This is a genomic window from Streptomyces sp. NPDC001902 (assembly GCF_042891295.1).
In the GTDB taxonomy this organism is placed as follows: domain Bacteria; phylum Actinomycetota; class Actinomycetes; order Streptomycetales; family Streptomycetaceae; genus Actinacidiphila.
Genome location: NZ_JBIATA010000003.1, coordinates 508849 through 532153 on the forward strand (window position 1 = coordinate 508849; position 23305 = coordinate 532153).

The 23305-nt window shown below is 73.4% G+C and carries 19 protein-coding genes and 1 pseudogene; 11 read left to right on the forward strand and 9 right to left on the reverse strand.

All coding sequences use genetic code 11. From position 1 onward, the window contains the following. The first annotated feature begins 37 nt into the window (after nucleotides 1-37). A complete protein-coding gene (locus ACFYYN_RS08565; RefSeq protein WP_500321545.1) occupies nucleotides 38-469 on the forward strand; it encodes a DUF7919 family protein in 432 nt (143 codons plus the stop codon). A gap of 11 nt (nucleotides 470-480) precedes the next feature. Here ACFYYN_RS08565 and ACFYYN_RS08570 read toward each other — a convergent pair whose 3' ends face one another. Both ACFYYN_RS08570 and ACFYYN_RS08575 read right to left on the reverse strand, forming a co-directional pair. Further along, the gene (locus ACFYYN_RS08570) at nucleotides 481-1584 is read right to left on the reverse strand and encodes a calcium:cation antiporter (protein ID WP_500321544.1); all 1104 of its coding nucleotides are present in this window, start codon (nucleotides 1582-1584) and stop codon (nucleotides 481-483) included. Between the two features lie 62 nt (nucleotides 1585-1646). Next, on the reverse strand, nucleotides 1647-4031 hold the full coding sequence (locus tag ACFYYN_RS08575) for a SpoIIE family protein phosphatase (RefSeq protein ID WP_500545175.1): 2385 nt from the start codon (nucleotides 4029-4031) through the stop codon (nucleotides 1647-1649). 145 nt (nucleotides 4032-4176) lie between these two features. Here ACFYYN_RS08575 and ACFYYN_RS08580 point away from each other — a divergent pair, with 145 nt between their 5' ends. After that, nucleotides 4177-5187: a helix-turn-helix transcriptional regulator gene (locus ACFYYN_RS08580; RefSeq protein WP_500545177.1), complete on the forward strand. Its 1011-nt coding sequence runs from the start codon at nucleotides 4177-4179 to the stop codon at nucleotides 5185-5187. Between the two features lie 106 nt (nucleotides 5188-5293). Here ACFYYN_RS08580 and ACFYYN_RS08585 read toward each other — a convergent pair. Then, nucleotides 5294-6406 (reverse strand): annotated as a pseudogene (locus ACFYYN_RS08585) (MFS transporter); the annotation flags it as partial. 7 nt (nucleotides 6407-6413) lie between these two features. Between ACFYYN_RS08585 and ACFYYN_RS08590 the strand changes: the two are divergent. After that, a complete protein-coding gene (locus tag ACFYYN_RS08590; protein ID WP_499514855.1) occupies nucleotides 6414-6917 on the forward strand; it encodes a DinB family protein in 504 nt (167 codons plus the stop codon). Between the two features lie 74 nt (nucleotides 6918-6991). Continuing rightward, nucleotides 6992-7846 carry an SCO4651 family lipoprotein gene (locus ACFYYN_RS08595; protein ID WP_500545178.1) on the forward strand — a complete coding sequence of 285 codons (855 nt, stop codon included), beginning with the start codon at nucleotides 6992-6994 and terminating at the stop codon, nucleotides 7844-7846. Nucleotides 7847-7938: 92 nt separating this feature from the next. Here the strand turns inward: ACFYYN_RS08595 and ACFYYN_RS08600 are convergent, their stop codons facing one another. The 3 genes from ACFYYN_RS08600 to rhaI form a co-directional block, all read right to left on the reverse strand. Next, nucleotides 7939-9426: a rhamnulokinase gene (locus ACFYYN_RS08600; RefSeq protein ID WP_500545179.1), complete on the reverse strand. Its 1488-nt coding sequence runs from the start codon at nucleotides 9424-9426 to the stop codon at nucleotides 7939-7941. Nucleotides 9427-9563: 137 nt separating this feature from the next. Continuing rightward, complete coding sequence (locus ACFYYN_RS08605) at nucleotides 9564-11609, reverse strand: bifunctional aldolase/short-chain dehydrogenase (protein WP_500545180.1); 2046 nt, start codon at nucleotides 11607-11609, stop codon at nucleotides 9564-9566. 66 nt (nucleotides 11610-11675) lie between these two features. Further along, nucleotides 11676-12842 (reverse strand): L-rhamnose isomerase, encoded by a 1167-nt coding sequence (gene rhaI / locus ACFYYN_RS08610; RefSeq protein ID WP_500545181.1) that lies wholly within the window; start codon nucleotides 12840-12842, stop codon nucleotides 11676-11678. Nucleotides 12843-13153: 311 nt separating this feature from the next. Between rhaI and ACFYYN_RS08615 the strand changes: the two genes are divergently transcribed. The 5 genes from ACFYYN_RS08615 (at nucleotide 13154) to ACFYYN_RS08635 (ending at nucleotide 18979) form a co-directional block, all read left to right on the forward strand. Next, nucleotides 13154-14674 (forward strand): sugar ABC transporter ATP-binding protein, encoded by a 1521-nt coding sequence (locus tag ACFYYN_RS08615; protein ID WP_500321537.1) that lies wholly within the window; start codon nucleotides 13154-13156, stop codon nucleotides 14672-14674. Beyond that, the gene (locus tag ACFYYN_RS08620) at nucleotides 14671-15726 is read left to right on the forward strand and encodes an ABC transporter permease (RefSeq protein ID WP_499514861.1); all 1056 of its coding nucleotides are present in this window, start codon (nucleotides 14671-14673) and stop codon (nucleotides 15724-15726) included. The genes ACFYYN_RS08615 and ACFYYN_RS08620 overlap by 4 nt, the downstream gene beginning before the upstream one ends. Further along, nucleotides 15719-16750, forward strand: a complete 1032-nt coding sequence (locus ACFYYN_RS08625; RefSeq protein WP_500359244.1) for an ABC transporter permease — start codon at nucleotides 15719-15721, stop codon at nucleotides 16748-16750. Before ACFYYN_RS08620 ends, ACFYYN_RS08625 begins: the two co-directional genes overlap by 8 nt. 104 nt (nucleotides 16751-16854) lie before the next feature. Further along, nucleotides 16855-17940: a rhamnose ABC transporter substrate-binding protein gene (rhaS, locus tag ACFYYN_RS08630; RefSeq protein WP_499514863.1), complete on the forward strand. Its 1086-nt coding sequence runs from the start codon at nucleotides 16855-16857 to the stop codon at nucleotides 17938-17940. Nucleotides 17941-17950: 10 nt separating this feature from the next. After that, a complete protein-coding gene (locus tag ACFYYN_RS08635) occupies nucleotides 17951-18979 on the forward strand; it encodes a LacI family DNA-binding transcriptional regulator (protein WP_500321533.1) in 1029 nt (342 codons plus the stop codon). Between the two features lie 344 nt (nucleotides 18980-19323). Here the strand turns inward: ACFYYN_RS08635 and ACFYYN_RS08640 are convergent, their stop codons facing one another. Further along, nucleotides 19324-20685, reverse strand: coding sequence for a diacylglycerol/lipid kinase family protein (locus ACFYYN_RS08640; RefSeq protein WP_500545182.1), 1362 nt, complete (start codon nucleotides 20683-20685; stop codon nucleotides 19324-19326). Between the two features lie 154 nt (nucleotides 20686-20839). Between ACFYYN_RS08640 and ACFYYN_RS08645 the strand changes: the two genes are divergently transcribed. Then, nucleotides 20840-21190 (forward strand): hypothetical protein, encoded by a 351-nt coding sequence (locus ACFYYN_RS08645; protein ID WP_500545183.1) that lies wholly within the window; start codon nucleotides 20840-20842, stop codon nucleotides 21188-21190. 28 nt (nucleotides 21191-21218) lie between these two features. Here ACFYYN_RS08645 and ACFYYN_RS08650 read toward each other — a convergent pair whose 3' ends face one another. Further along, nucleotides 21219-22421, reverse strand: a complete 1203-nt coding sequence (locus ACFYYN_RS08650; RefSeq protein ID WP_500545184.1) for a glycoside hydrolase family 3 N-terminal domain-containing protein — start codon at nucleotides 22419-22421, stop codon at nucleotides 21219-21221. 63 nt (nucleotides 22422-22484) lie between these two features. On the opposite strand from ACFYYN_RS08650, the gene ACFYYN_RS08655 reads away from it, so the two are divergent. Continuing rightward, complete coding sequence (locus ACFYYN_RS08655; protein WP_500545185.1) at nucleotides 22485-22973, forward strand: TIGR00725 family protein; 489 nt, start codon at nucleotides 22485-22487, stop codon at nucleotides 22971-22973. Nucleotides 22974-23106: 133 nt separating this feature from the next. On the opposite strand, the gene ACFYYN_RS08660 is transcribed toward ACFYYN_RS08655, so the two are convergent. Beyond that, nucleotides 23107-23286, reverse strand: a complete 180-nt coding sequence (locus ACFYYN_RS08660; RefSeq protein ID WP_500545205.1) for an aldehyde dehydrogenase family protein — start codon at nucleotides 23284-23286, stop codon at nucleotides 23107-23109. Nucleotides 23287-23305: the final 19 nt, after the last annotated feature.

Genomic DNA, 23305 nt, shown 5'->3' on the forward strand with positions numbered 1-23305 from the left:
TGTGCGCGGGCGGGGTCCGCGGGTGGGGGAGGCTGCGATGCCGTACTACGAGGACCTGAGCCCGTACGCCTACTTCACAGAAACGATTCCGCCGGACGTCTCCGCCCGCGCCGTCGGCTGGCTGGACCCCGCCCGCCCCTACCCGCAGGCGGAGCCCTCCGAGGAGTTCGCCGACCGCCTCTTCGCCCTGTGCCGCGACCACCTGTGCGCCATCACCCACGGCTGGTACGGCTGCACCCTGTGCCGCCGCAGGCTGGTCGGGGGCGGTCGCTTCAAGCCGGTGAGCGTGTCCCGCGGCGGCGAGCGGATCCTCGTGGGCCACGGCGAGGTACGGGTGGAGGGCGGCGCCGGCACCTGGCTGATCGCGCCCGACCTGGTCGTCCACTACGTCCTGGCCCACCGCTACGCCCCGCCCGAGCCCTTCGTCGAGGCCGTCCTGGCCGGCCGCGTCGTCGTCGGCTGCCGGTAGGCCCCACCGGCTCAGGGACTGATCGCGAGCACCATGTACGCCGCCAGCAGGGCCAGGTGCACCGCGCCCTGCAGCGGCGTGGCGCGTCCCGGTATCACCGTCAGGGTGCCCACGGCGACGGTGATCGCCAGCAGCACCATGTGCGTGGCGCCGAGCCCCAGCAGCAGCGGGCCGGACATCCACACCGAGGCCACCGCGACCGCCGGGATGGTCAGCCCGATGCTCGCCATCGCCGAGCCGAGCGCCAGGTTGAGGCTGGTCTGCACACGGTCGCGGGCGGCCGCGCGCACCGCGGCGATGGTCTCGGGCAGCAGCACCAGCAGGGCGATGACGACGCCGACGAAGGAGGACGGCAGGCCGGCGTACTGCACGCCCTGCTCGATCGTCGGCGACTCCACCTTGGCCAGCCCCACGACCGCGACCAGCGCCACCACCAGCAGCGCCAGGCTGAACAACGCGGCGCGGACGGTGGGCGGGACGGAGTCGTCCTCCGAGACGTCGATCACCTCGCCGCCCGGCTTCACCGGCAGGAAGTACGCGCGGTGCCGCACCGTCTGCGTCGCGACGAACAGGCCGTACAGCACCAGCGACGCCAGCGCGGCGAAGGTGAGCTGGGCGGTGGAGAAGCGCGGGCCCGGGGTGCTGGTGGTGAACGTGGGCAGCACGAGGCTGAGGGTGGCGAGCGTCGCCACCGTCGCCAGGGAGGCGCCCGTGCCCTCCGGATTGAAGACCGCCACCCGCCGGCGCAGCGCCCCCACCAGCAGGCAGAGCCCCATGATGCCGTTACACGTGATCATGACCGCGGCGAAGACGGTGTCACGGGCCAGGCCCGCGCTCTTCGGGCCGCCGTCCGCCGTCAGGGTGAGGATCAGGGCCACCTCGATGACGGTCACCGCCACCGCCAGCACGAGCGCGCCGTAGGGTTCGCCCACGCGATGCGCCACCACCTCCGCGTGGTGGACGGCGGCGAGCACCGCGACGGCCAGGAAGACCGCGACGACCACGACCACGGCCACCGGCAGCGTCCGTCCCCACGTCAGGGCCAGCAGGACCACCGAGAGCACCGGGACGAGGACCGTCCAGTGCAGGGCGGACACGGGGAAGCGAGCGGTCATGCCTCCGAGACTGACAGCTCGTCAGGGTCGGCGCGACGCGGGGAGCCCGGACGTGCCGCCGCTCATCGCCCGGCCGGGGGAAACGCCTGTTCGGCCCAGATGGTCTTGCCGGCGGAGGTCTGCCGGGTACCCCAGGCCTGGCTCAACTGCGCCACCAGCAGCAGGCCGCGGCCGCCCTCGTCGTCGGACAGGGCACGCCGCAGGTGCGGGGCGGTGCTGCTGCCGTCGGACACCTCGCAGATCAGGGTGCGGTCGCGGATGAGCCGCAGCTGGATCGGCGGCGCGCCGTACCGGATGGCGTTGGTGACCAGCTCGCTCACCACCAGCTCGGTGACGAACACCGCGTCCTCCAGGCCCCAGGCGACCAGCCGCTCCGCCACCGCCTGCCGGGCGTCCGCGACGTGCGCGGGGTCGCCGGGCAGGTCCCACACCGCGACCTGGCCGTCGTCGAGCGCCCGGGTACGGACGAGCAGCAGCGCGACGTCGTCGACCGGACGGTCCGAGGGGAGGGTCTTCAGGACGGTGTCGCAGGCCGCCTCCATCGTCGGGGCCGGGGCGGCCAGCGCGGCGCGCAGCCGCGCCAGGCCGGCGTCCAGGTCGAAGTCCCGGCTCTTGACCAGGCCGTCGGTGTAGAGCGCGAGCATGCTGCCCGCCGGCAGCTCCAGCTCGACCGCCTCGAACGGCAGCCCCCCGACGCCCAGCGGCGGGCCCGCGGACATCGGGACCATCTCGACCCTGCCGTCGGGGAGGCGCACGGCGGGCGGCGGGTGCCCGGCGCTGGCGAGGGAGCAGCGGCGCGCGATCGGGTCGTACACGGCGACCAGGCAGGTCGCGCCCAGCTCGCCGCTGGTCTCGGCGGGCGACACCTCCCGGCCGTGGCCGTCCTCGGGGTCGAGGTGCGAGACGAGGTCGTCGAGGTGGGTCAGCAGCTCGTCCGGCGCCAGGTCCACGTCCGCGAGGGTGCGCACCGCCGTCCGCAGCCGGCCCATCGTCGCCGAGGCGTGGATGCCGTGGCCCACGACGTCGCCCACGACCAGGCCCACCCGCGTGCCGGACAGCGGGATGACGTCGAACCAGTCGCCGCCGACCCCCGCCCGGGCCCCGGCCGGCAGGTAGCGCGAGGCGACCTCCACCGCGGCCTGCTCGCGCAGCCGCAGCGGCAGCAGACTGCGCTGGAGGGTCAGCGCCGTGGAGTGCTCCCGCGTGAAGCGGCGGGCGTTGTCGACGCACACCGCGGCCCGCCCGGCGAGCTCCTCGGTCAGCGTCAGGTCGTCCTCGGTGAACAACTCCGGACGCGCCCAGCGGATGAACACCGCCACCCCGAGGGTGATGCCGCGCGCCCGCAACGGCACCGCCAGCACCGAATGGATGCCGTACTCCTGGACCTTGGCGTCCCGCAGGCTGTTCTGCGCCAGCCACAGCGTGAAGTCCGGGTGCCCCAGCCGGCTGAGCACGGGCCGGCCGGTCGCCAGGGCCCGGGACGGCGGGGAGAACTCCGGGTAGACGTCGAGCTCGCCAAGGTCGACGGCCGCGTCCGGGGCGCGGCCCGACGCGGTGCGGTGGGCGACCCGGCGCAGCTCCACGCCGAGGCCGGGCGGTCCCGGCGGGGGCTCCTCGCCGTGCAGCACCGAGTCCAGCAGGTCCACGCTGGCGAAGTCGGCGAAGCGCGGCACGGCCAGTTCCGCCAGCTCGTCGGCGGTGTGCACCACGTCCAGGGTGGTGCCGAGCCGTGCGCCGGCCTCGTTCAGCAGGGCCAGCCGCCGGCGTCCCCGGAACTGCTCGGTGCTGTCGAACGCCGCGCTCGCCACGCCCCGGATCCGGCCCTGCGGGTCCCGCACCGGCCACATCTCGGTGCTCCACGCCCGGTCGCCGACGGTGGCCCCGGCGGCGGCCGGGCTCTCGTAGTGCGCCGGCCGGCCGGTCTCCGCGACCTGCCGCAGGTGGGCGTTGAACCCGCGGCGACCCTCGTCGTCCAGGAGCGCCCCGGAGAACGGCCGGCCGGTCAGGTCCGCCGCCGGGACACCGATCATGTCCGCCGCGGCGTCGTTGACCCGGTGGTAGCGCAGCCCGGTGTCGTACGTGGCCATGGCGACGGACGACTGCTGGAAGGCCCACAGCAGGAGCGCGGTGTCCGGGTCGGCGCAGGAGGCCGTCACGACACAGCCGCCGGGCCGGTCGTCGGCGCCCAGCGCGGGGGAGACCCGTACGTCGAGGTCGAGTTCCCGCCCGTCCCGCCGGTGGGCCCGCACCCGGCCGCGCCACTCCCGGTCGAGCGCGATCGCCTGCGCCTGCGCACCGAACACCTCGGCGACGGGCCGTCCCACCGCCTCCGCCGCCGCGTGTCCGAGCAGCCGTCGTGCCCCCGCGCTCCATCCCGTGACCACCCCCCGCGCGCTGACGGAGACCACGGCCGTGGCGGCCGGGTCCCCGGGGTCACTCGTGTTCATCGTCGGCGATCACACACCCGTCGCAGTCCCTACCTCCCCAGGGTGCGCGCTCCGCAGGACACCATCAAATCGGCCGGGGCCGCCCCCGCGGCCGCTGTGATGGTGTCCTGCGGCCACTGTCGGTGGCGGCGGCGATACTGCCGCCATGCGCGCGAGCCGGCTGGTCTCCCTCCTCCTGCTCCTCCAGTCGCGGGGGCGGATGACCGCCGCGGAGCTGGCGGAGGAGCTGGAGGTGTCCGTACGGACGATCTACCGCGACGTGCAGTCGCTGCACGAGGCGGGCATCCCGCTGTACGGCGACGCCGGGCACGAGGGCGGCTACCGGCTGCTCGACGGCTACCGCACCCGGCTGACGGGCCTGACCGCCGACGAGACGCAGGCGTGGTTCCTGGCCGCCCTGCCCGATCCGGCCGCGCAGCTGGGGCTCGGGGAGGCCGCGGCGGCGGCCCGGCTGAAGTTCAGCGCCGCGCTGCCGCCGGCGCTGCGGGAACGGGCGGAGCGGGTGCGGGGGCGGTTCCTGCTGGACGCGCCCGGCTGGTACAGCTCCGAGGAGCAGGTGCCGCACCTGCCCGTGGTGGCCGACGCCGTGTGGAACCGGCAGGCCGTACGGGTGCGGTACCGCCGCTGGCGCGAGCCCGCCGAGACCGACCGCAGGCTCGAACCGTACGGTCTGGTGCTCAAGGCGGGCCGCTGGTACGTGGTCGCCCACGACGGGAGCGACCCGCGCACCTACCGGGTCGACCAGATGCTCGAGGTGCGCGCCCTCGACGAGACGTTCGCGACCCCGCCCGGCTTCGACCTCGCCGCGTACTGGCGGGAGTACCTCGCCGGGTTCCACGCACGGCTCCACCGGGACACGGCCCTGATCCGGGTGTCACCGCGCGGTGCCGAGCGGCTGCCCGCGCTGCTGTCACGCCCCGTGGCCCGGGCGGTGGCCGAGGACGGCGAGCGGGAGCCGGACGGCTGGGTCTGCGCCCGCGTGCCCATCGAGTCGGTCGCGCACGCGCACGGCGAGTTCCTCAGGCTCGGCGCGGACCTCGAAGTCCTGGCGCCGGCTCCGCTGCGGGAGATGCTGGCGGAGTCGGCGCGGGCGCTGGCCGCCCTCTACGGGCCGCCGCGCTCCACACCGCCGCCCCTGCGGCCGCCACCGCGCTGAGACCGGCGACCGCCGCGAAGCCGGTCAGGAGCCCGGCGCGGGCGGTGACCGCCGAGGTCCCGAGCATCACGGCCACGGTCGCGGCGAGCCCGTACGCGTTCGCCGCCCCGAAGGCCCGCCCCACGCGGCCCTCGTCGACCGCGGCCATCAACAGCGTCCGCGAGGCGATGCGCGCCTGCCCGAAGACGAAGGCCCCGGCCGGCACGAGCAGCAGCAGCCCTGTCACCCCGAACCGGGGCTGCAGCGCGAACAGCACGGCGCAGAGCGCGAAACCGGTGAGCGCGAGCCGCAGGTCCCCCAGCCGGGCCCCCGTCCGCCGGTACGCGGCCGCCGCGAGCAGGAAGCCCGCACCGCCGAGCGCGTCCACCGCACCGACGACGGCGGCGCCCCGGTGCAGCTGGGCGATGACCAGCACCGGCATCAGGGCGTTGAAGACGGTCACCACCACGCTGCCCTGGGCGTACAGCAGGACCAGCGGGCCGAGCGGCGCCCGCGACGGGACCGGTCGCACCGCGGCCGAGGCGGCGGTGCCCGAAGTGACGGGCTTCCCCACCCCGCGGCCGGTCGCCAGGACGAGGACCGCGGAGGCCACGAAGGTCGCCGCGTTGAACACGAACAGCGGGGCAGGGCCGGCGAACTGCAGCGCGAGACCGCCCACCGCCGCCGACAGCAGCATCCCGCTCTGCAACGCCATCTCGTAGTGGGCGTTGAACTGCCGCAGCCGCCCCGCGGGCACCCGCTCCTTGATCAACGCCGCGCTCACCGGCACGAAGAGCGCGGCCGTCACGGCCAGCGCGAAGTTGCTGCCGTAGACGACCGCCCCCCGCGGCCAGCCCAGGACCGTACCCAGCGCAGGCACCAGGGCCACGGCGGCGCTGAGCAGGTCGCAGCCCGCCCACAGCGCCCGCCGGTCGAAGCGGTCGGCGACCCGGCCGAACAACGGCGACAGCACGGCCTGGGGGACGGCGACGGCGATGAAGAGCCAGCCCACGTCGAGCAGCGAGCCCTGGGCGCGCACCATCAGCAGGGCCGCGGCGATGAGCTGGATGTTGTTGCCCAGGGAGGTGATGAACACGGCGGGCAGGAGGAGACGTTGCGTTCGTCCGGTGGTGGTCACGGGGAACGATGGTCCGGCTCTCCGCTGACGTCTGCTGTCAGGGGGTGCGGCGGGGCGGCCCGGGTTAATCGGTGGACGGGCCGCCGTCGTTCCCGACAGCATTCCGCCGATGACACGAACAGACACGCCCACCGCATGGGACGAGCGCTCCGCGCTGACGACCCTCCTCGACTACGCCCGCGACACCGCCCGCGCCAAGTGCGAGGGCGTCACGCCCGAGCACGCCCGCAGCGCCCCGCTCCCGGGTTCGCCGCTGATGACGCTCAGCGGACTGGTCAACCACCTCCGCTGGGTCGAGTACTACTGGTTCGAGGTGGTGTTCCTCGGCGGCGAGGACGAGGGCCCGTGGACGGAGGAGGACCCCGACCGCGAGATGCGGATCGCCGTGGACCTCCCCCTCGCCGACCTGCTGGCGGACTACGAGGCGCACACCGCCCGCTACCGCGAGCTCGTCGCCGGGCTCGACCTGGACGCCGTCGCCAAGCGCCCCATCCGCGACGGCCGCCACCCCAACCTGCGCTGGATCCTGCTGCACCTCGTCGAGGAGACCTCCCGCCACAACGGCCACCTCGACCTCCTGCGGGAACTGGTCGACGGCACGACCGGCGTCTAGCGGTGTCAGTCCTCCGCGATACGTTCCACAGCGAACACACAAGATCGGCCACGAACGACCCAGGGGTGGGCAGCATGAATGAGACCAAGGACACGAGGGAGAAGCGGCGGATACGCGTCGCCGCCACGATCGGAGCCGCCGCCGTCGCGCTGACCGCGACGGCGGGCTGCAGCGCCGCGCGTGACACGGCGGACGCGGTGAGCAAGACGGACTCGATCGCCCGGATCCTCGCCCGCGTCAGCAGCCACACGGAGAAGACCGGTTCGGCCGAGGTCGACATGTCGACCTACCTGGGCCAGGGCAGCCCCATCACGATGAAGGGGACCTACTCCTGGGGCAAGGGCGTCGCGTACGACGTCATGATGGACACCTCGGCGGCGCAGATGCAGCCGCTGCAGGACGACCCGGAACTGCGGGCGCTGATGGTGGACGGCGCCTACTACTACAACGTCGACCCGCAGCCCGCCGGCCTGCTGAAGGGCAAGCACTGGCTGCGCGTCGACGTCTCCGCCGTCCTCGGCAAGGAGGGCGCCGCCGCGGTCGCGAAGAGCGGGGACCCGACCGCGGGGCTGCGCTACATCGAGCTGACCGAGGACGTCGAGGACCTCGGGGAGCAGACGATCCGCGGCCGCGAGGCCCGTCACTTCCGGGCGACCCTCGACAAGAGCCGACTGGGCAAGCTGGGGAAGTCCCTCTCGCCCTCCGAGGAGAAGAGCATCTTCAACTCCGCCACCGGGCCGGTGGACGAGATCACGATCGATGTCTGGGTGGACGGCAAGGACCTGCCGGTCCGCATGGTCCAGGTCATGGGCAAGGCGAAGGTGACGATCGACTTCCTCAAGTTCGGCGGAACCAAGGCCGTCACCGCGCCCCCGGCTTCCGACACGGCCGACTTCAGCTCGCAGTTCCCCTCGCAGCAGCAGGGCTGAGGAACCCGACGACCGCCGAAGTCCCCTCCCACGGCCCCGGGTCGCGCCCTCAGGCAGGTGGATCCGGGGCGGGCTGAGCGACGTAGCGCCCCTCAGGGCTGCCGCGCCGCGGCGAGCCCGGCCAGTCGCGCGGCCGCCGCGTCCCAGGCCCGGCCGTCCGCGGCCGGCTCGTACGTCCGCAGCGGCTGGGTGGCCGCGACCAGCGCCCGCATCGCCGCCAGGCCGTCGTGGCCGTCGCCGAACGCGCCGGCGGCGCGGGCCTGGACGAGGATGTTGCCCAGGGCCGTGGCCTCGGTGGGGCCGGCGACGACCGGGAGCCCGGTGGCGTCGGCGGTGAAGCGGCACAGCAGTTCGTTGCGGGAGCCGCCGCCGACCAGGTGGACGCGGTGGATCTCCCGGCCGGCGAGTTCGGCCGCCTCGCGGAGGGTGCGGCGGTGGGCGAGGGCGAGGCTCTCCAGGATGCAGCGGACGACCGCGCCGTGCGACGCCGGGGGCTTCTGGCCGGTCCCGGCGCAGAAGGCGCGGATCCGGGCGGGCATGTCACCGGGCGTCAGGAAGAGCGGGTCGTCCGGGTCGATGAGGGCGGCGAAGGGCTCCGCGGCGGCCGCCGCGGCGAGCAGTTCCTGCAGGGGCAGGCCCTCCTGCTGCTGCTCCCAGGTGCGGCGGCACTCCTCCAGCAGCCACATGCCCATGATGTTGCGCAGGTAGCGGATGGTGCCGTCGACGCCGCGCTCGTTGGTGAAGTTGGCGAGGCGCGAGGCCTCCGTGAGCACCGGGGCGTCCAGCTCCAGGCCCGCAAGCGACCATGTGCCGCACGAGATGTACGCGAAGTGCGGCCCGGTGGCCGGGACCGCGGCCACCGCCGAGGCGGTGTCGTGCGAGGCCACGGTGACGACGGCGGTGTCCGCCGGCAGCCCCGTGTACGCGGCCACGTGGGACAGGAGCGTGCCGGCGTGGGTGCCCGGGCGGCGCAGCGGCGGCAGCAGGCGCGGCCCGATGCCCAGCCGGCCGGGGAGTTCCTCCGCCCAGGTCGCGGTGCGCGCGTCGAAGAGGCCGGTGGTGGAGGCGTTGGTCTCCTCGGCGCCGATGCCGCCGGTGAGCCAGTGGGTGAGCAGGTCGGGGATCATCAGCAGCGTCCTGGCGGCCGCGAACTGCGCGCCGTCACGGGCCGCCGCCAGCTGGAAGACCGTGTTGAAGGGCAGGTGCTGCAGCCCGGTGACCGCGTACAGCTCCTGCGCGCCGATGTCGTCCCTGACCCGCTCGGCGACGTGCTCCGTGCGGCTGTCGCGGTAGTGGTGGGGGATACCCAGCAGGGCGCCGTCCGCGTCGAGCAGTCCGTAGTCCACCGCCCAGCTGTCGATGCCGACCGACGTGACGCCGTCCCCGGCCCGGGCCGCCAGGCGCAGGCCGTCCAGGCTCTCCCGGAACAGGGCGAGGACGTCCCAGTGGAGTCCGGTGGGCAGCCGTACGGGGGTGTTGGCGAAGCGGTGCACCTCGTCGAGGACGAGGTGGTCCGGGCCCACCCGGCCGAGGATGACGCGGCCGCTGGTGGCGCCGAGGTCGATGGCGGCGAATGGCACGTGGGCCCCTCGTGTTCTGGTCGTTCGGGTCGGAGCGACGGGTGCGGTCGGTGCGGCGCGGCGCGCCGCGGGGGGCGGTGGGTCGTACGGGTGCGGGGGAGCCGGTCGGCCGGCTCCCCCGCGCGGTGCGGTCGGCGTCAGCGCAGGAACGCCGCGGCCACGCCGGCGTCGACCGGGACGTGCAGACCCGTGGTGTGCGTCAGTTCCCCGCCGGTCAGGGCGAAGACCGCGTTGGCGACGTGCTCGGGGAGCACCTCGCGCTTGAGGATGGTGCGCTGGGCGTAGAACTCGCCCAGCTTCTCCTCCGGCACCCCGTACGTCGCGGCGCGCTGGGCGCCCCAGCCGGAGGAGAAGATGCCCGAGCCGCGGACGACCCCGTCGGGGTTGACGCCGTTGACGCGGATGCCGTGCTCGCCGAGCTCGGCCGCCAGCAGCCGGACCTGGTGCGCCTGGTCCGCCTTGGTGGCGGAGTAGGCGATGTTGTTGGGCCCGGCGAAGACCGCGTTCTTGGAGGCGATGTAGACGATGTCGCCGCCGAGCTTCTGCGCGATGAGCACCCGGGCCGCCTCGCGGGAGACGAGGAAGGAGCCGCGGGCCATGATGTCGTGCTGGAGGTCCCAGTCGCGGGCGGTGGTCTCCAGCAGCGGCTTGGAGATGGAGATGCCCGCGTTGTTGACCACCAGGTCCACCCCGCCGAAGGCCAGCAGGGCCTCGTCGAAGCCGGCCCGGATGGCCTCCTCGCTGGTGACGTCCACGGTGACCGCGACCGCGCGGTCCGGACCGCCCAGCTCCTCGGCGACGGCCCGGGCGTTCTCCGCGTTGAGGTCGGCGACGACCACGCAGGCGCCTTCCGCCACGAGGCGGTGCGCGATGGCCTTGCCGATGCCCGAACCTGCCCCGGTGACCAGGGCGATGCGGGTGGCCAGCGGCTTGGGCTTCGGCATCCGCTGGAGCTTGGCCTCCTCCAGCGCCCAGTACTCGATGCGGAACTTCTCCGCCTCGTCGATGGGGGCGTACGCGGAGACCGCCTCGGCGCCGCGCATCACGTTGATCGCGTTGACGTAGAACTCGCCCGCCACGCGCGCGGTCTGCTTGTCCTTGCCGTAGCTGAACATGCCGACGCCCGGGACGAGGACGATCGCCGGGTCGGCGCCGCGGATGGCGGGGGAGTCCTCGGTGGCGTGCCGGTCGTAGTACGCCTGGTAGTCGGCGCGGTAGGCGGCGTGCAGCTCCTCCAGGCGGGCCACGACGTCCTCGAGCGGCGCCGTGGGGGGCAGGTCGAGGACGAGCGGGCGGACCTTGGTGCGCAGGAAGTGGTCGGGGCAGGAGGTGCCGAGCGCGGCCAGCCGGGGGTGCTCCGCGTGCGCGAGGAAGTCCAGGACGGGCGCGGAGTCGGTGAAGTGGCCGACCTGCGGGCGGTCCTGGGAAGCGATCGCCCGCAGGACCGGGGCGAGCGCGGCGGCCCGGGCCCGGCGCCCGGCCTCCGGCAGCGGCTCCCAGCCCGGCAGCGGGGCGCCGAACGGGTCCTGCTTGCCGTGGCGTTCCAGGAACTCCTCGGCGGTGCGGATGATCCACAGGGCGTTGCGCTCGCACTCCTCGGAGGTCTCGCCCCAGGCGGTGATGCCGTGACCGCCGAGGATCACACCGACGGCCTGCGGGTTGGCCTCCTTGATGGCGGCGATGTCCAGGCCCAGCTGGAAGCCGGGGCGGCGCCACGGCACCCAGGCGACCTTGTCGCCGAAGCACTCCTGGGTGAGCTTCTCGCCGTCGGCGGCGCAGGCCAGCGCGATGCCCGAGTCGGGGTGCAGGTGGTCGACGTGCGCGGCGTCGACGAGGCCGTGCATGGCCGTGTCGATGGAGGGAGCGGCGCCGCCCTTGCCGTGCAGGCAGTAGTCGAACGCCGCGACCATCTCGTCCTCGCGCTCGGGGCCGGGGTAGACGGCGGTCAGGGCGCGCAGCCGGTCCAGGCGCAGGACGGCGAGGCCGGCCTCGGTGAGCGTGCCCAGGTCGCCGCCCGAGCCCTTGACCCACATCAGGTCCACGGCTCCGCCGGTGACGGGGTCGGTGGCGGTGGCCTTGGCGGAGGCGTTGCCGCCGGCGTAGTTGGTGTTGCGCGGGTCGGCGCCCAGGCGGTGGGCGCGCTCCAGCAGCGCGGCGACTTCCGGATGGGTGGCGGGTGCCATGGGGGTGTCCTTCGGGAGGGGAGGAACGAGGAGGGGCGGGGAGGACGGGCGTCAGGCCGGCAGGGCCTACGCGCCCCAGCCGGCCTGGGTGCCGCCGACGCGGTCGGCCACGATGTGCTCCTGCCAGCCGGAGGCGTGGTACGCGGCGACGGGGTCGGGGGCCAGGCCGCGCTCCTCGCGCACCTCACGCAGCAGAGGGCGCACGTCGGTGTTGTACGCGTCCATGAGCACGGCGTTGGCGGCGAGCACGTCACCGGAGCGCTGTGCCTCGCCCAGGGCGTCGAGGTCCACCAGGAGGGCCTTGGCGGTGGCCTCCTGGACGTTCATCACCGAGCGGATGACCGCGGGGATCTTGGCCTCGATGTTGTGGCACTGGTCGAGCATGAAGGCCACGCCGGTCGCCGCATCGAGGCCGCCGTTCCTGGCGACCTCGTGCAGGATCCGGAAGAGCTGGAAGGGGTCGGCGGCGCCGACCATCAGGTCGTCGTCGGCGTAGAAGCGGGAGTTGAAGTCGAATCCGCCGAGCTTCCCCTGGCTGAGCAGGAAGGCGACGATGAACTCGATGTTGGTGCCCGGCGCGTGGTGGCCGGTGTCGACGACGACCTGCGCCTTGGGGCCGAGCTTGAGGCAGTGCGCGTAGGCGGTGCCCCAGTCCGGGACGTCGGTGGTGTAGAACGCCGGCTCGAAGAGCTTGTACTCCAGCAGCATCCGCTGGTCGTCGCCGAGCCGCCCGTAGACCTCGGTGAGGGCCTCGGCGAGACGCTCCTGGCGGCCCACGATGTCGTCCTGACCGGGGTAGTTGGTGCCGTCGGAGAACCAGAGCTTGAGATCGGCGGAGCCGGTGGCGTCCATGATGTCGACGCACTGCAGCAGGTGGTCCGTGGCCTTGCGGCGGACCCGGGGGTCGGGGTGGCACACGCTGCCGAGCTTGTAGTCGTCGTCCTGGAAGACGTTGGAGTTGATCGCGCCCAACTCCAGCCCGCGCTCCTTGGCGTGGGCGCCGAGCGCGGTGTAGTCGTCCACCCGGTCCCAGGGGATGTGCAGGGCCACCTTGGGGGCGACGCCGGTGAACTCGTGCACCTTCGCAGCGTCGTCGAGCTTCTCGTACGGGTCACGGGGCACCCCGGCCTGGGCGAAGACCTTGAAACGGGTGCCGGAATTGCCGTAACCCCAGGACGGCGTCTCGATCCGCTGGGCTGTGAGTGCGGCCTTGACGGCTGCGATGTCAGGCATGTCCACCTCGGATGGCTCGGTGAATCGGCTCAGTGAACCGGCTTCAGTGAATCGATTCATTCGCCTGTGAAGCTATCCACGTCCACCGGTGGCCGTCAAGAGGTCTACCGGTCTCGATCCCCGTTATTGAATCGTGTCATCCGTGCCGCAAAAGCGCGTTGTTGCTGTTCGTGCGGCATTGTCAGGCCTGTTACCTGCGGGTTTCGCGAGGGTGCAGGTCAGGCGGGGGAGGCGGCGGCTCTTGACGCCTTCGCAGGGCGGGGCTAGCTTCCCGGCAACTCCGTTGAAACATTTCATAGCAGGAGGGCGCAATGACGCACCCCGAACCGGAGACCACTCCGGTGCTCGCGCTCGAGGGGGTGAGCAAGTCCTTCGGTGCCGTTCGCGCTCTGCGCGGTGTGTCGCTCCGGCTGCACGCCGGCGAGGCCCATGCCCTGGCGGGCGAGAACGGCGCCGGCAAGTCGACACTGATCAAGACCCTCGCGGGTGTGCACCGCCCGGACACCGGCACGGTGCTGCTCGACGGCCGGCCCGTGGAGTTCCACGGCCCGGGGGACGCCCGTGACGCGGGGGTCGCCGTCATCTACCAGGAGCCGACGCTCTTCCCCGACCTGTCGGTGGCCGAGAACATCTTCGTCGGCCGCCAGCCCCGCCGTTCGCTGGGCAGGGTCGACCACAAGGCCGTGCGCGAGGCCGCGGCCGATCTCTTCCGCCGCCTCGGCGTGGACCTCGACCCGGAACAGCCGGCGCGCGGACTGTCCATCGCCGACCAGCAGTTGGTGGAGATCGCCAAGGCGCTCTCCTTCGACGCCCGCGTCCTGATCATGGACGAGCCGACCGCCGCGCTCACCGGCAGCGAGGTCGCCCGCCTCTTCGGCGTCGTCAAGTCCCTGCGCGAGCAGGGCGCCGCGGTGCTCTTCATCTCCCACCGCCTCGAGGAGATCTTCGCCCTCTGCCAGCGGGTCACCACCCTGCGGGACGGCGCGTGGATCGCCAGCGAGCCCCTCGACGGGCTCACCGAGGACGACCTGGTGCGCCGCATGGTCGGCCGCGACCTGGACGAGCTCTACCCCAAGCAGGACGCCGAGATCGGCGAGGTCGCCCTCAGCGTGCGCCGGCTCACCCGCGAAGGCGTCTTCACCGACGTCTCCTTCGAGGTGCGCCGCGGCGAGATCGTGGGCCTGGCGGGCCTCGTCGGCGCCGGGCGCAGCGAGGTCGCCCGGGCGATCTTCGGTGTGGACCGCAGGGACGCCGGGGAGGTCGTCGTCGACGGCAAGCCGCTGCGCGGCGGCGCGCCGAGCCTGGCCATGGCCGCGGGGATCGCTCTGGTCCCCGAGGACCGCCGGGCCCAGGGCCTGGTGATGGACATGTCCATCGAGCGCAACATCGGCCTCACCGGCTTCGCCGCCACCACCAGGGGCGGTCTGATGAGCCGCAGCGCCGAGCGCAGCCGCGCGCTGGACTGGGCCGTCCGGCTCCAGGTCAAGTACGCCCGGCTGGCCGACGTCGTCGGCACGCTCTCGGGCGGCAACCAGCAGAAGGTCGTCCTCGCCAAGTGGCTCGCCACCGCGCCAGGGGTGCTGATCGTCGACGAGCCCACGCGCGGCATCGACGTCGGCACCAAGGCCGAGGTGCACCGGCTGCTGTCGCGGCTCGCGTCCGAGGGCGTGGCCGTACTGATGATCTCCTCCGACCTGCCGGAGATCCTCGGCATGGCGGACCGCGTCCTGGTGATGCACGAGGGACGACTGACGGCCGAGATCCCCCGGTCGGAGGCGACCGAGGAATCCGTGATGGCGGCGGCCACCGGCCGCGTGAGGAGGGCGGCGTGACCGTGACCGCCGACACCCCGCAGCAGATCGCCGCGGACGAACCGACCGCGTCCCGCCGCTTCCTGGACCGGGTGCTGAAACTGCGGGCGCTCGCCGTGCTCGCCGTGCTCGTGGTCATGCTGGCCGCGACCCAGGTCTACAACAGCGAGTTCCTGTCCCAGCAGGGAGTCAAGGACCTCCTGCTGAACGCCACCATCCTCGTGCTGGTCGCCATCGGCCAGGCCATGGTCGTCATCACCCGCAACGTCGACCTGTCGGTCGGCTCGGTGCTCGGCATCTCGGCCTTCGCAGCCGGCACCTACCTGCACGGCGGCGGCAACCCGCTGGTCGCCGTGCTCATCGCGGTGGCGCTCGGCGTGCTCTTCGGCCTGCTCAACGGCCTGCTGGTGAGCCTGGGTCAGGTCCCCGCCCTCGTGGTGACCCTGGGCACGCTCTACATCATCCGCGGCATCGACTCCATCTGGGTCGGATCCCGTCAGATCACCGCGGGCGACCTGCCGGCGAGCTTCGTCGACTTCGGTCACGACGGCCTGTCGGTGATCCCCTACCTCGCGCTCCTGACGCTCGCGGTGCTGGTCGCGGTCGGCTACTACCTGCGCAGCTACCGCGGCGGCCGCGACCTGTACGCGCTGGGCTCAAGCCCGGAGGCCGCCCGGCTGGCCGGCGTGCCGGTCCGCAAGCGGATCCTGACCGCGTACGTGGTGTGCGGGGCGCTCGCCGGACTCGCCGGCGCGCTCTACCTCGCCCGGTTCGGCAACGTCGACTCCGGCACCGGCAACGGCTACGAACTGACCGTCGTCAGCGCCGTGGTGGTCGGCGGCGTCGCCTTCACCGGCGGCTCCGGCACCGTGTACGGCGCCGCGCTCGGCGCCCTGCTGCTGACCTCGATCAACAGCGTCCTGCCCTCCATCGGCGTCAGCTCGGTGTGGGTGCTGGCCATCGACGGCGTCCTGCTCCTGCTCGCCATCGCCGTCGACCGGATCGTGGCGCTGCGGGTGGCCGGCGTCCTCCGCAAGCGGGCCGCACAGATGAGGAGTGCCCACCATGCCTGAGACCACCAAGGCCCCCGCCCCGCTCGCCCGCCTCGGCGGCGCGGTGCGCTGGGACACCGCGGTCGGCGCCCTGCTCGTCGTCCTGCTGATCTGCTCCTTCTCCTTCGTGGACAACTTCGGCAACGCCCTGAACGTGTCCTTCCTGATCGGCAACACCCTGCCGATCGCGCTCATCGCGCTGCCGATGACCATGCTCGTGGTCTCCGGCGAGATCGACCTGTCCGTCGGCTCCACCGCCGGCCTGTCCGGGGCCGTGATGGGCGCGCTGTGGAACGGCGGCATGGCGATCGAGACGATCATCCCGCTCTGCCTGCTCCTCGGCGCCCTGTGCGGCCTGGTCAACGGCCTGCTCGTGACCCGGCTCGGCCTGCCCTCGCTCGCCGTCACCATCGGCACGCTGGCCGCCTACCGCGGCATCGCGCAGATCGTGCTCGGCGCCGACTCCGTCACCGACTTCCCGCAGCAGTACCTCGACTTCGGCGCCGGCCGGATCGACGGCACCTTCATCCCGTACGCGGCGATCCCCTTCGCCGTGCTGCTGCTGGTCGCCGTCCTCGTGCTCCACGCGACCCCCTTCGGACGTTCCCTGTTCGCCGTCGGCGCCTCGGAGGAGGCGGCCCGGTTCGCGGGTGTGCGCGTGCGGCGGCTGAAGCTGGCGATGTTCGTGACGACCGGTCTGGTCTCCTCCCTCACCGGGATCTTCTGGGCCCTGCACTACGCCAGCGCGCGCTACGACAACGCGACCGGTCTGGAGCTGTCCGTCATCGCCGGGGTCCTGCTCGGCGGCATCGACTTCGACGGCGGGAAGGGCACCCTGGGCGGCGCGATCGCCGGGGTGTTCCTGCTCGGCGCCGGCCAGAACGTCATGAGCCTGCTCAACGTCTCGGCCCAGTCCCAGATCGTCGTCACCGGCGTGCTGCTGGTGATCTCCGTCCTCGCCCCGAGGATCGGCCGTCAGGTCTCGCAGGCCAGGGCGCGCAGGAGGTCGGGCGACGAGGCCCCGGCTGCGCTCGCCGCCTCGTGAACCCCCACCTCCCCCCGCACCTGTCACACGGCACCACCAGCACCACCACCCGCACCCCGTCCCGTCCTCACTCCGGCACCCGCTCCGGAGGCGAAAGGATCACCATGTCCAGCAGAACCCTCACCCGTCGTGCCACCGTCGTCGTCGCCGTGACCGCGGCCGTCGCGCTCGGCGCCACGGCCTGCGGCGGCACCACCAAGAACTCCTCCAAGGACAGCGGCGGCGGAGCCAAGGCGACCGCGTCGGCCGACCCCAACGCGGCGACCAAGAAGGGCCTGACCGTCGCCTTCCTGCCCAAGCAGGTCAACAACCCGTACTTCACCATCGCCGACGGCGGCGGCAAGCAGGCCCTGGACGCGCTGGGTTCGACCTACAAGGAGGTCGGCACCAGCAACGGCACCGACACCGCCGGCCAGGTCAGCTACGTCAACACCCTGACGCAGCAGCAGGTCGACGCGATCGCCGTCTCCGCGCAGGACCCGGGCGCGCTGTGCACCTCGCTGAACCAGGCCCGCAAGAACGGCATCAAGGTCGTCACCTACGACTCGGACACCAAGCCGGAGTGCCGCGACCTGTTCGTGTCGCAGGCCAGCTCCGAGGACCTGGGCCGCACCGAGGTGCAGCTGCTGGCCGAGCAGATCGGCTACAAGGGCGAGATCGCGATCCTCTCGGCGGCGCAGACCGCCACGAACCAGAACACCTGGATCGACTTCATGAAGGACGAGCTCAAGGACCCCAAGTACAAGGACGTCAAGCTGGTCAAGGTCGCCTACGGCAACGACGACGCCCAGCAGTCCTTCCAGCAGACCCAGGGCCTGCTCCAGCAGTACCCCAACCTGAAGGGCATCATCTCCCCGACCACGGTGGGCATCAAGGCGGCCGCCCAGTACCTGGCGGGCTCCAAGTACAAGGGCAAGGTCAAGCTGACCGGCCTCGGCACGCCCAACGACATGCGCGCCTACGTCAAGAACGGCACCGTCGAGGCCTTCGAGCTGTGGGACCCGGCCAAGCTCGGCTCGCTCGCCTCGTACGCCGCGGTCGCCCTGTCCTCCGGCCAGATCTCCGGTGCGGAGGGCCAGACCTTCAAGGCCGGTGACCTGGGCAGCTACACCATCGGCAAGGACGGCGTGGTGGTGCTCGGCAAGCCGACCGTGTTCACCAAGGACAACATCGACCAGTTCAAGTTCTGAGAGCCGGGGCGTGGCGGAGAAGGGCCGCACGGTGGGGATCAAGGACGTCGCCCGTGAGGCGGGGGTGTCCGTGGGCACGGTCTCCAACGTGATCAACCGGCCGGACGCGGTCCCCGAGGCCACCCGGGTCCGTGTGCAGCGCGCCATCGCCCGGCTGGGGTACGTACGCAGCGAGTCCGCCCGGCAGTTGCGGGCGGGCCGCAGCAGGATCATGGCCCTGCTCGTGCTCGACATGGGCAACCCGTTCTTCGTCGACGTCGCACGCGGCGCGGAACGGGCGGCCCGGGCGGCGGGGCTCGGCGTGATGGTCTGCAACAGCGCGGAGAACCCGCAGGAGGAGGCCGCGTACCTGTCGCTCTTCGCGGAGCAGCGGGTACGCGGGGTGCTGGTGACGCCGGCCGACGCCGACGGCGGCAACCTCGCCGCGTTCCGGCGCCACCGCATCCCCTTCGTCCTCGTCGACCGGGTGGCGGCGGGCACCGCCGAGTGCTCGGTGTCGGTGGACGACGTGGCCGGCGGCCGGATGGCCGTCGGCCACCTGGCGGCGGCCGGGCACCGGAGGATCGCGTACGTCTCCGGCCCCGGGCACCTTCACCAGGTCCGCGACCGGCGCGAGGGCGCGCTCGCCGCCCTGGCGGAGGCCGGGCTGCCGCCGGAGACCCTGCGCGAACTGCCCACCGAACGGCTGGACGTCGCCGCCGGACGGGACGCCGGTCACCGCCTGCTCGGCCTCCCGGAGCGGCCGACCGCCGTGTTCTGTGCCAACGACCTGCTCGCCCTCGGGGTGCTGCAGGCGCTGTACGCGGCGGGGGTGGACGTCCCCGGCGAGATGGCCATCGTCGGCTACGACGACATCGAGTTCGCGGCCGCGGCGGCCGTGCCGCTCACCTCCGTGCGGCAGCCCGCCACGAACATGGGCGCGCTGGCCGCCGGGATGCTGCTGGAGGAGACCGGGCCGCAGGCCCGGGAGCACCAGCATCGCCGGGTCGTGCTCCAGCCGGAGCTGGTAGTCCGGGACTCCAGCCTGATCAGGCGCTGAGCCGGCCCGGCCGGGGCTCCGGTCGCGGTGCGGCTCGTGCGGTGCTGGTTTCGGCTGCCCGGCCGCTGATCCGCGCGTACGTGCGTACGGGGACGGGATCGGTCCCTGGCCCGGGAGCACCGGTGCCGGTGCGGGTCTCCGCGTGGCCGGGGCCACCGGCCTGATCAGGTGCTGGGTCAGCCCGGGCGGTCCGGGGCTCCGGTCGCGGTGCGGCTCGTGCGGTGCTGGTTTCGGCTGCCCGGCCGCTGATCCGCGCGTACGTGCGTACGGGGACGGGATCGGTCCCTGGCCCGGGAGCACCGGTGCCGGTGCGGGTCTCCGCGTCGCCGGGGCCACCGGCCCGATCAGGCGCTGGGCCAACCCGGCCGGTCCGGGCGTCCGGCCGCGGTGCGGCCCATGGTCAGCGCGAGCTTGCGCAGCCGGCGCCAGTCCGTGCGCACGCCCGTGGCCGGCACCCCCGGGCGGCCGCGGGGCACCCGGACCCGCAGCGCGCCGGGGCGGATGCGGCAGCGCACGGGCGTGGGCAGCACGAGCGCCTCGCCGTCCACGCCCGCGTCGATCTCGTCGGCGTCGGCCGTGGTCACCACCTCCCGCGCCGTCGCCACGGTGAGCCCGGAGGCGACCCGCGGGCCCATCAGCAGCCCCGCGGCCTGGGCCGCGTTGTCGACCTTGACGCCGAGCAACCCCAGCAGACCGGTGTCGAGACGGTCCCGGCGGCCGAGCCCGGCCGGGTCGTCGGTCCGGTACGGGTTGTTGCTCACCAGCACGGCCTGCGGCTCGTCGACGACGGTCTCCCCGGCCGTGGCCGTCAGCCGGGGCCCGGCGCGGTGGGTGAGCAGGTCGGGCAGCAGCTCCAGGATGGTGCCGACCTTGTCGTCCCGGTACGCGGGACTCTGCACGACGGCCGCGTAGGCGCCGAACGACACGTTGTTGACGAAGGGCCGGTCGCCCACGTAGCCGAGGTCGACCCGCAGCTCCACGCCGTCCCTGAGCGCGTCCAGGCAGGCCGCGGGGTCGGCGCGGTCCAGACCCAGGTCCATGGCGAAGTGGTTGCGGGTGCCCGCGCAGATCACCAGGAACGGCAGTCCCCGTTCGACGGCCACCCCGGCCACCAGCGCCTGCGTGCCGTCCCCGCCGGCCACCCCGAGCAGGTCGGCGCCCTCGTCGGCCGCCTGCCGGGCCAGCTCGGCGACGTCCTGCGGGTGGTCGGGGTCGAGCAGCACGACCCGGGCGCCGAGCGCCTCCGCCTTCTCCTTCAGCCCGAAGGCGCCGACCTTGCCGCCGCCGGAGCGCGGGTTCATGATCAGGAACGGTCGCCGCGGCCGGGCCGCGATCCGCTCCCGCAGCCGTGCCTCATGGGCCCGGGTGGCGCGCACCGCGTTGCGCCCGGCGCCGACGGCCAGCGCCCACAGCGCCAGCGAGGTGACCACGACCCAGAGCAGATTGGCCCGGTCGTAGAAGGCGAGGACGGCCAGCGGGGTCACCACGGTCAGCAGTACGGCCAGCGCCCGCACCACACCGCGGCGGGTCAGCACCCACCACGCCCCCGCCGCCGTCACCGCGGTGCCGCCCAGCGCGGCGCCCACCAGCGCGATGCTGCGCAGCCCCGCGACCACCAGCGGCAATGCCACGGCCGCCCCCGCCGCGGCCAGGGCCAAGCGGGCGAGCCAGCGTTGCGCGACGTGCCTGCGCGAGAGGTGCTCCATGCTCCGACAGTGCCACCGCACGGCCCCGCCCCGCCATCCCGGCCGTTCCCCCCGGGTGTCGATCCGGCCCCGTCCCGGGGTGCTACGGTCCCCGGGCATCCGGCGGCGGACCTCACGTACCGTCACCGTTCCCCTCCCGAAGGAGTCCGGGCACGTGACCGAAGGTGACGCCGCCGCTTGGGACTTCACCCGTAGCGACGGCTTCTGGAAGCCCACGCGTACACCGCCGGCGGACGAGAACCTGCTGTGGGCGGTGGAGACGCTGGCGATCTCGTTCGGCAAGCGGGCCCACAGCGTCCGGCTGTTCCTGGAGGCGGTGGAGCGGGTGGTGTCCGGGGACTCTCCCGGCTCGTCGGTGAACACCACGACGGCGTTCGTGCGCGGACCCGACGACGGCGCCTTCGAGCTCTGCGACAAGTACGGCCAGTTCGAGAACACCGTGGTGTCCGCCCGGGAGCTGACCTCGATGCTCTCCGCGCTGGCGGCGCGGATCGAGGCCGGCTGACCTGCGGCCCGGGGCCGGCGCCGCGGTATCAGCTCGTGCAGCGCAGCACCCCCGCCGCTTGCTTGGCCGTGAGCACCCGCCGCACGCTGTTCGCGACCAGCGTCCGCACCTTCGGCTCGTGGCGCATGGCGTAGCGGATGCCCTCGGCCATCGTGGGGATGCCCTTGGGGGAGACGGTGAGGGTGAGGTCGCCGCCGGCGCGGAGGAACGACAGGGCGCGCTGGCCGAGGGCGACGGACTGGGCGGAGGCGGCCTTGCCGAGGTCGTCGGAGATGATGACGCCCTTGAAGCCCAGGTCGCGGCGGAGGGTCTGATCGACGATCAGCGAGGAGAAGACGGCCTTGTGCTTGGGGTCGATGCGCTTGTACGTCGCCAGCGACACCATCACCAGCCCCGCGCCCGCGGAGATGCCCGCGCGGAAGGGCGCGATGTTGCTGCCGGTGCGGGTCAGCGTCGTGTCCGTCACCGAGGCGGTCGTGTCCGTGTTGCCCTTGACGCTGCCGAGGCCCGGGAAGTGCTTGGGCGTGGTCAGCACCCCGGCCGTCTTCGAACCCTGGACGTACGCCGTGACGTGCGGGGACACCACGCCGGACGTCGCGCCGAACTGGCGGCCGTAGCGGCCGATGGGGGCGTTCGCGGTGCCGATCGAGGTGGGGACGATGTCGGCGACGGGGGCCAGGTTGACGTTGACGCCCGCCTTCTTCAGCTCCTTCGCCCAGCCCTCCGCGCGCGAGCGCAGCGTGGCGGTGGACCAGGTGCCCTGCGTCTTCCCGCTGGGGATGGTGGAGAAGCCGGTGCCCTTGAGGACCTGCACCTGGCCGCCCTCCTGGTCCGTGGAGACCAGCAGGCCGACCCGCTGCCCGGCCACCGTCTGCCCGAGCGACTTCTGCAGCCCGTCCACCAGGGTCCGGGTCTTCGTCACGCCCGCCGTGCTGCGGCCCGCGAGGAACACCGACCCGACGGCGTACGACCGCATCGCGTCCTGGTCCGCCTTCGGCGGCGAGGGCAACTGGGCCGCCCCCATGAAGAGCTGACCGACACGCTGCGTGTCGTTCATCGCGGCCAGGACCCGGTCGACACAGGACCCCTTCGGGGTGGCGGTGGCGGCCGCACGCCCCGTGGCGACCATGGACTCCGGGGCGGACGGCGCCCCCTCGCAGGCGGCCAGGGCCAGCGTGGTGGCCAGCAGGGCGAGGGACACGCGTCGGGGCGTGAGGGCGTACGAGGTCACACGTGCAGCGAATATCCTGATTGTCCGTTGTGTCAATCGGAGCGGAACGCCGGGGGAGGGGTCATGACGAGCCGTTACGTCGCCGTGGTGGGGCCCGCGGAGGCCGGGGAGCCGGAGCGCGAGGTCGCCCGCAGGGTCGGCGAACTCCTTGCCCGGCGCGGCGCCGTCGTCGTCTGCGGCGGCCTCGGCGGGGTGATGGGCGCCGCGTCCGAGGGAGCCCGCGCGTACGGCGGGACCACCGTCGGACTCCTCCCGGGCCGGGACCGCCGGGCGGGTGACCCGTCCCTCTCCGTGGCGATCGCCACCGGCCTCGGCGAGCTCCGCAACGGCCTGGTCGTCGCCGCCGCCGACGCCGTGGTGGCGGTCGGCGGCAGCTGGGGCACCCTGAGCGAGGTGGCGCTCGCCCTGCGGACCGGCAAGCCCGTCGTCGTGGTCGGCGGCTGGGACGTGCAGGGGCCCCCGGCCGGGGAGACGTTCCTGCGGGCGGCCTGCGCGGAGGAGGCCGTCGAGGCGGTGGAGGCCGCGCTGGCGGAGACCTCCTCCGGGGGCTGAGCGACGGGGGAGGCACCGCGGGTCGGACCGCGATGGTCTTCAGGTCGGTGCAGTGGGCCGGCCCTGCCGCGCCGAGCTCACGGCCGCGGCGCCGTCGACGTGGAAGGTGGCCGTGCGGAACTGCCGGGCGACCTCAAGGCCGTGCTCCCGGTTCGCCGTCAGCACCTCGCCGGCCAGCCGGTACGGGGGAGTCGTTGGCGATGCGGACGGTCTCGTCCTCGTCGTCGCAGGGGATGACGACCGGCACCGGACCGAAGGTCTCCGCACGTCGGTCCGCAACGCGTCGTCGACGTCGCGTCGGCGAAGACGGCAGGACGCACGTGGTACCCGCC

Coding starts and splice junctions, on each gene's coding strand:
- ACFYYN_RS08605 (WP_500545180.1), bottom strand. CDS start 11,609: ATGGCACCCGCCACCCATCCGGAAGTCGCCGCGCTGCTGGAGCGCGCC.
- ACFYYN_RS08640 (WP_500545182.1), bottom strand. CDS start 20,685: ATGGAGCACCTCTCGCGCAGGCACGTCGCGCAACGCTGGCTCGCCCGC.
- rhaS (WP_499514863.1), top strand. CDS start 16,855: ATGTCCAGCAGAACCCTCACCCGTCGTGCCACCGTCGTCGTCGCCGTG.
- ACFYYN_RS08565 (WP_500321545.1), top strand. CDS start 38: ATGCCGTACTACGAGGACCTGAGCCCGTACGCCTACTTCACAGAAACG.
- ACFYYN_RS08595 (WP_500545178.1), top strand. CDS start 6,992: ATGAATGAGACCAAGGACACGAGGGAGAAGCGGCGGATACGCGTCGCC.
- ACFYYN_RS08580 (WP_500545177.1), top strand. CDS start 4,177: ATGCGCGCGAGCCGGCTGGTCTCCCTCCTCCTGCTCCTCCAGTCGCGG.
- ACFYYN_RS08615 (WP_500321537.1), top strand. CDS start 13,154: ATGACGCACCCCGAACCGGAGACCACTCCGGTGCTCGCGCTCGAGGGG.
- ACFYYN_RS08655 (WP_500545185.1), top strand. CDS start 22,485: ATGACGAGCCGTTACGTCGCCGTGGTGGGGCCCGCGGAGGCCGGGGAG.
- rhaI (WP_500545181.1), bottom strand. CDS start 12,842: ATGCCTGACATCGCAGCCGTCAAGGCCGCACTCACAGCCCAGCGGATC.
- ACFYYN_RS08590 (WP_499514855.1), top strand. CDS start 6,414: ATGACACGAACAGACACGCCCACCGCATGGGACGAGCGCTCCGCGCTG.
- ACFYYN_RS08575 (WP_500545175.1), bottom strand. CDS start 4,031: ATGAACACGAGTGACCCCGGGGACCCGGCCGCCACGGCCGTGGTCTCC.
- ACFYYN_RS08625 (WP_500359244.1), top strand. CDS start 15,719: ATGCCTGAGACCACCAAGGCCCCCGCCCCGCTCGCCCGCCTCGGCGGC.
- ACFYYN_RS08570 (WP_500321544.1), bottom strand. CDS start 1,584: ATGACCGCTCGCTTCCCCGTGTCCGCCCTGCACTGGACGGTCCTCGTC.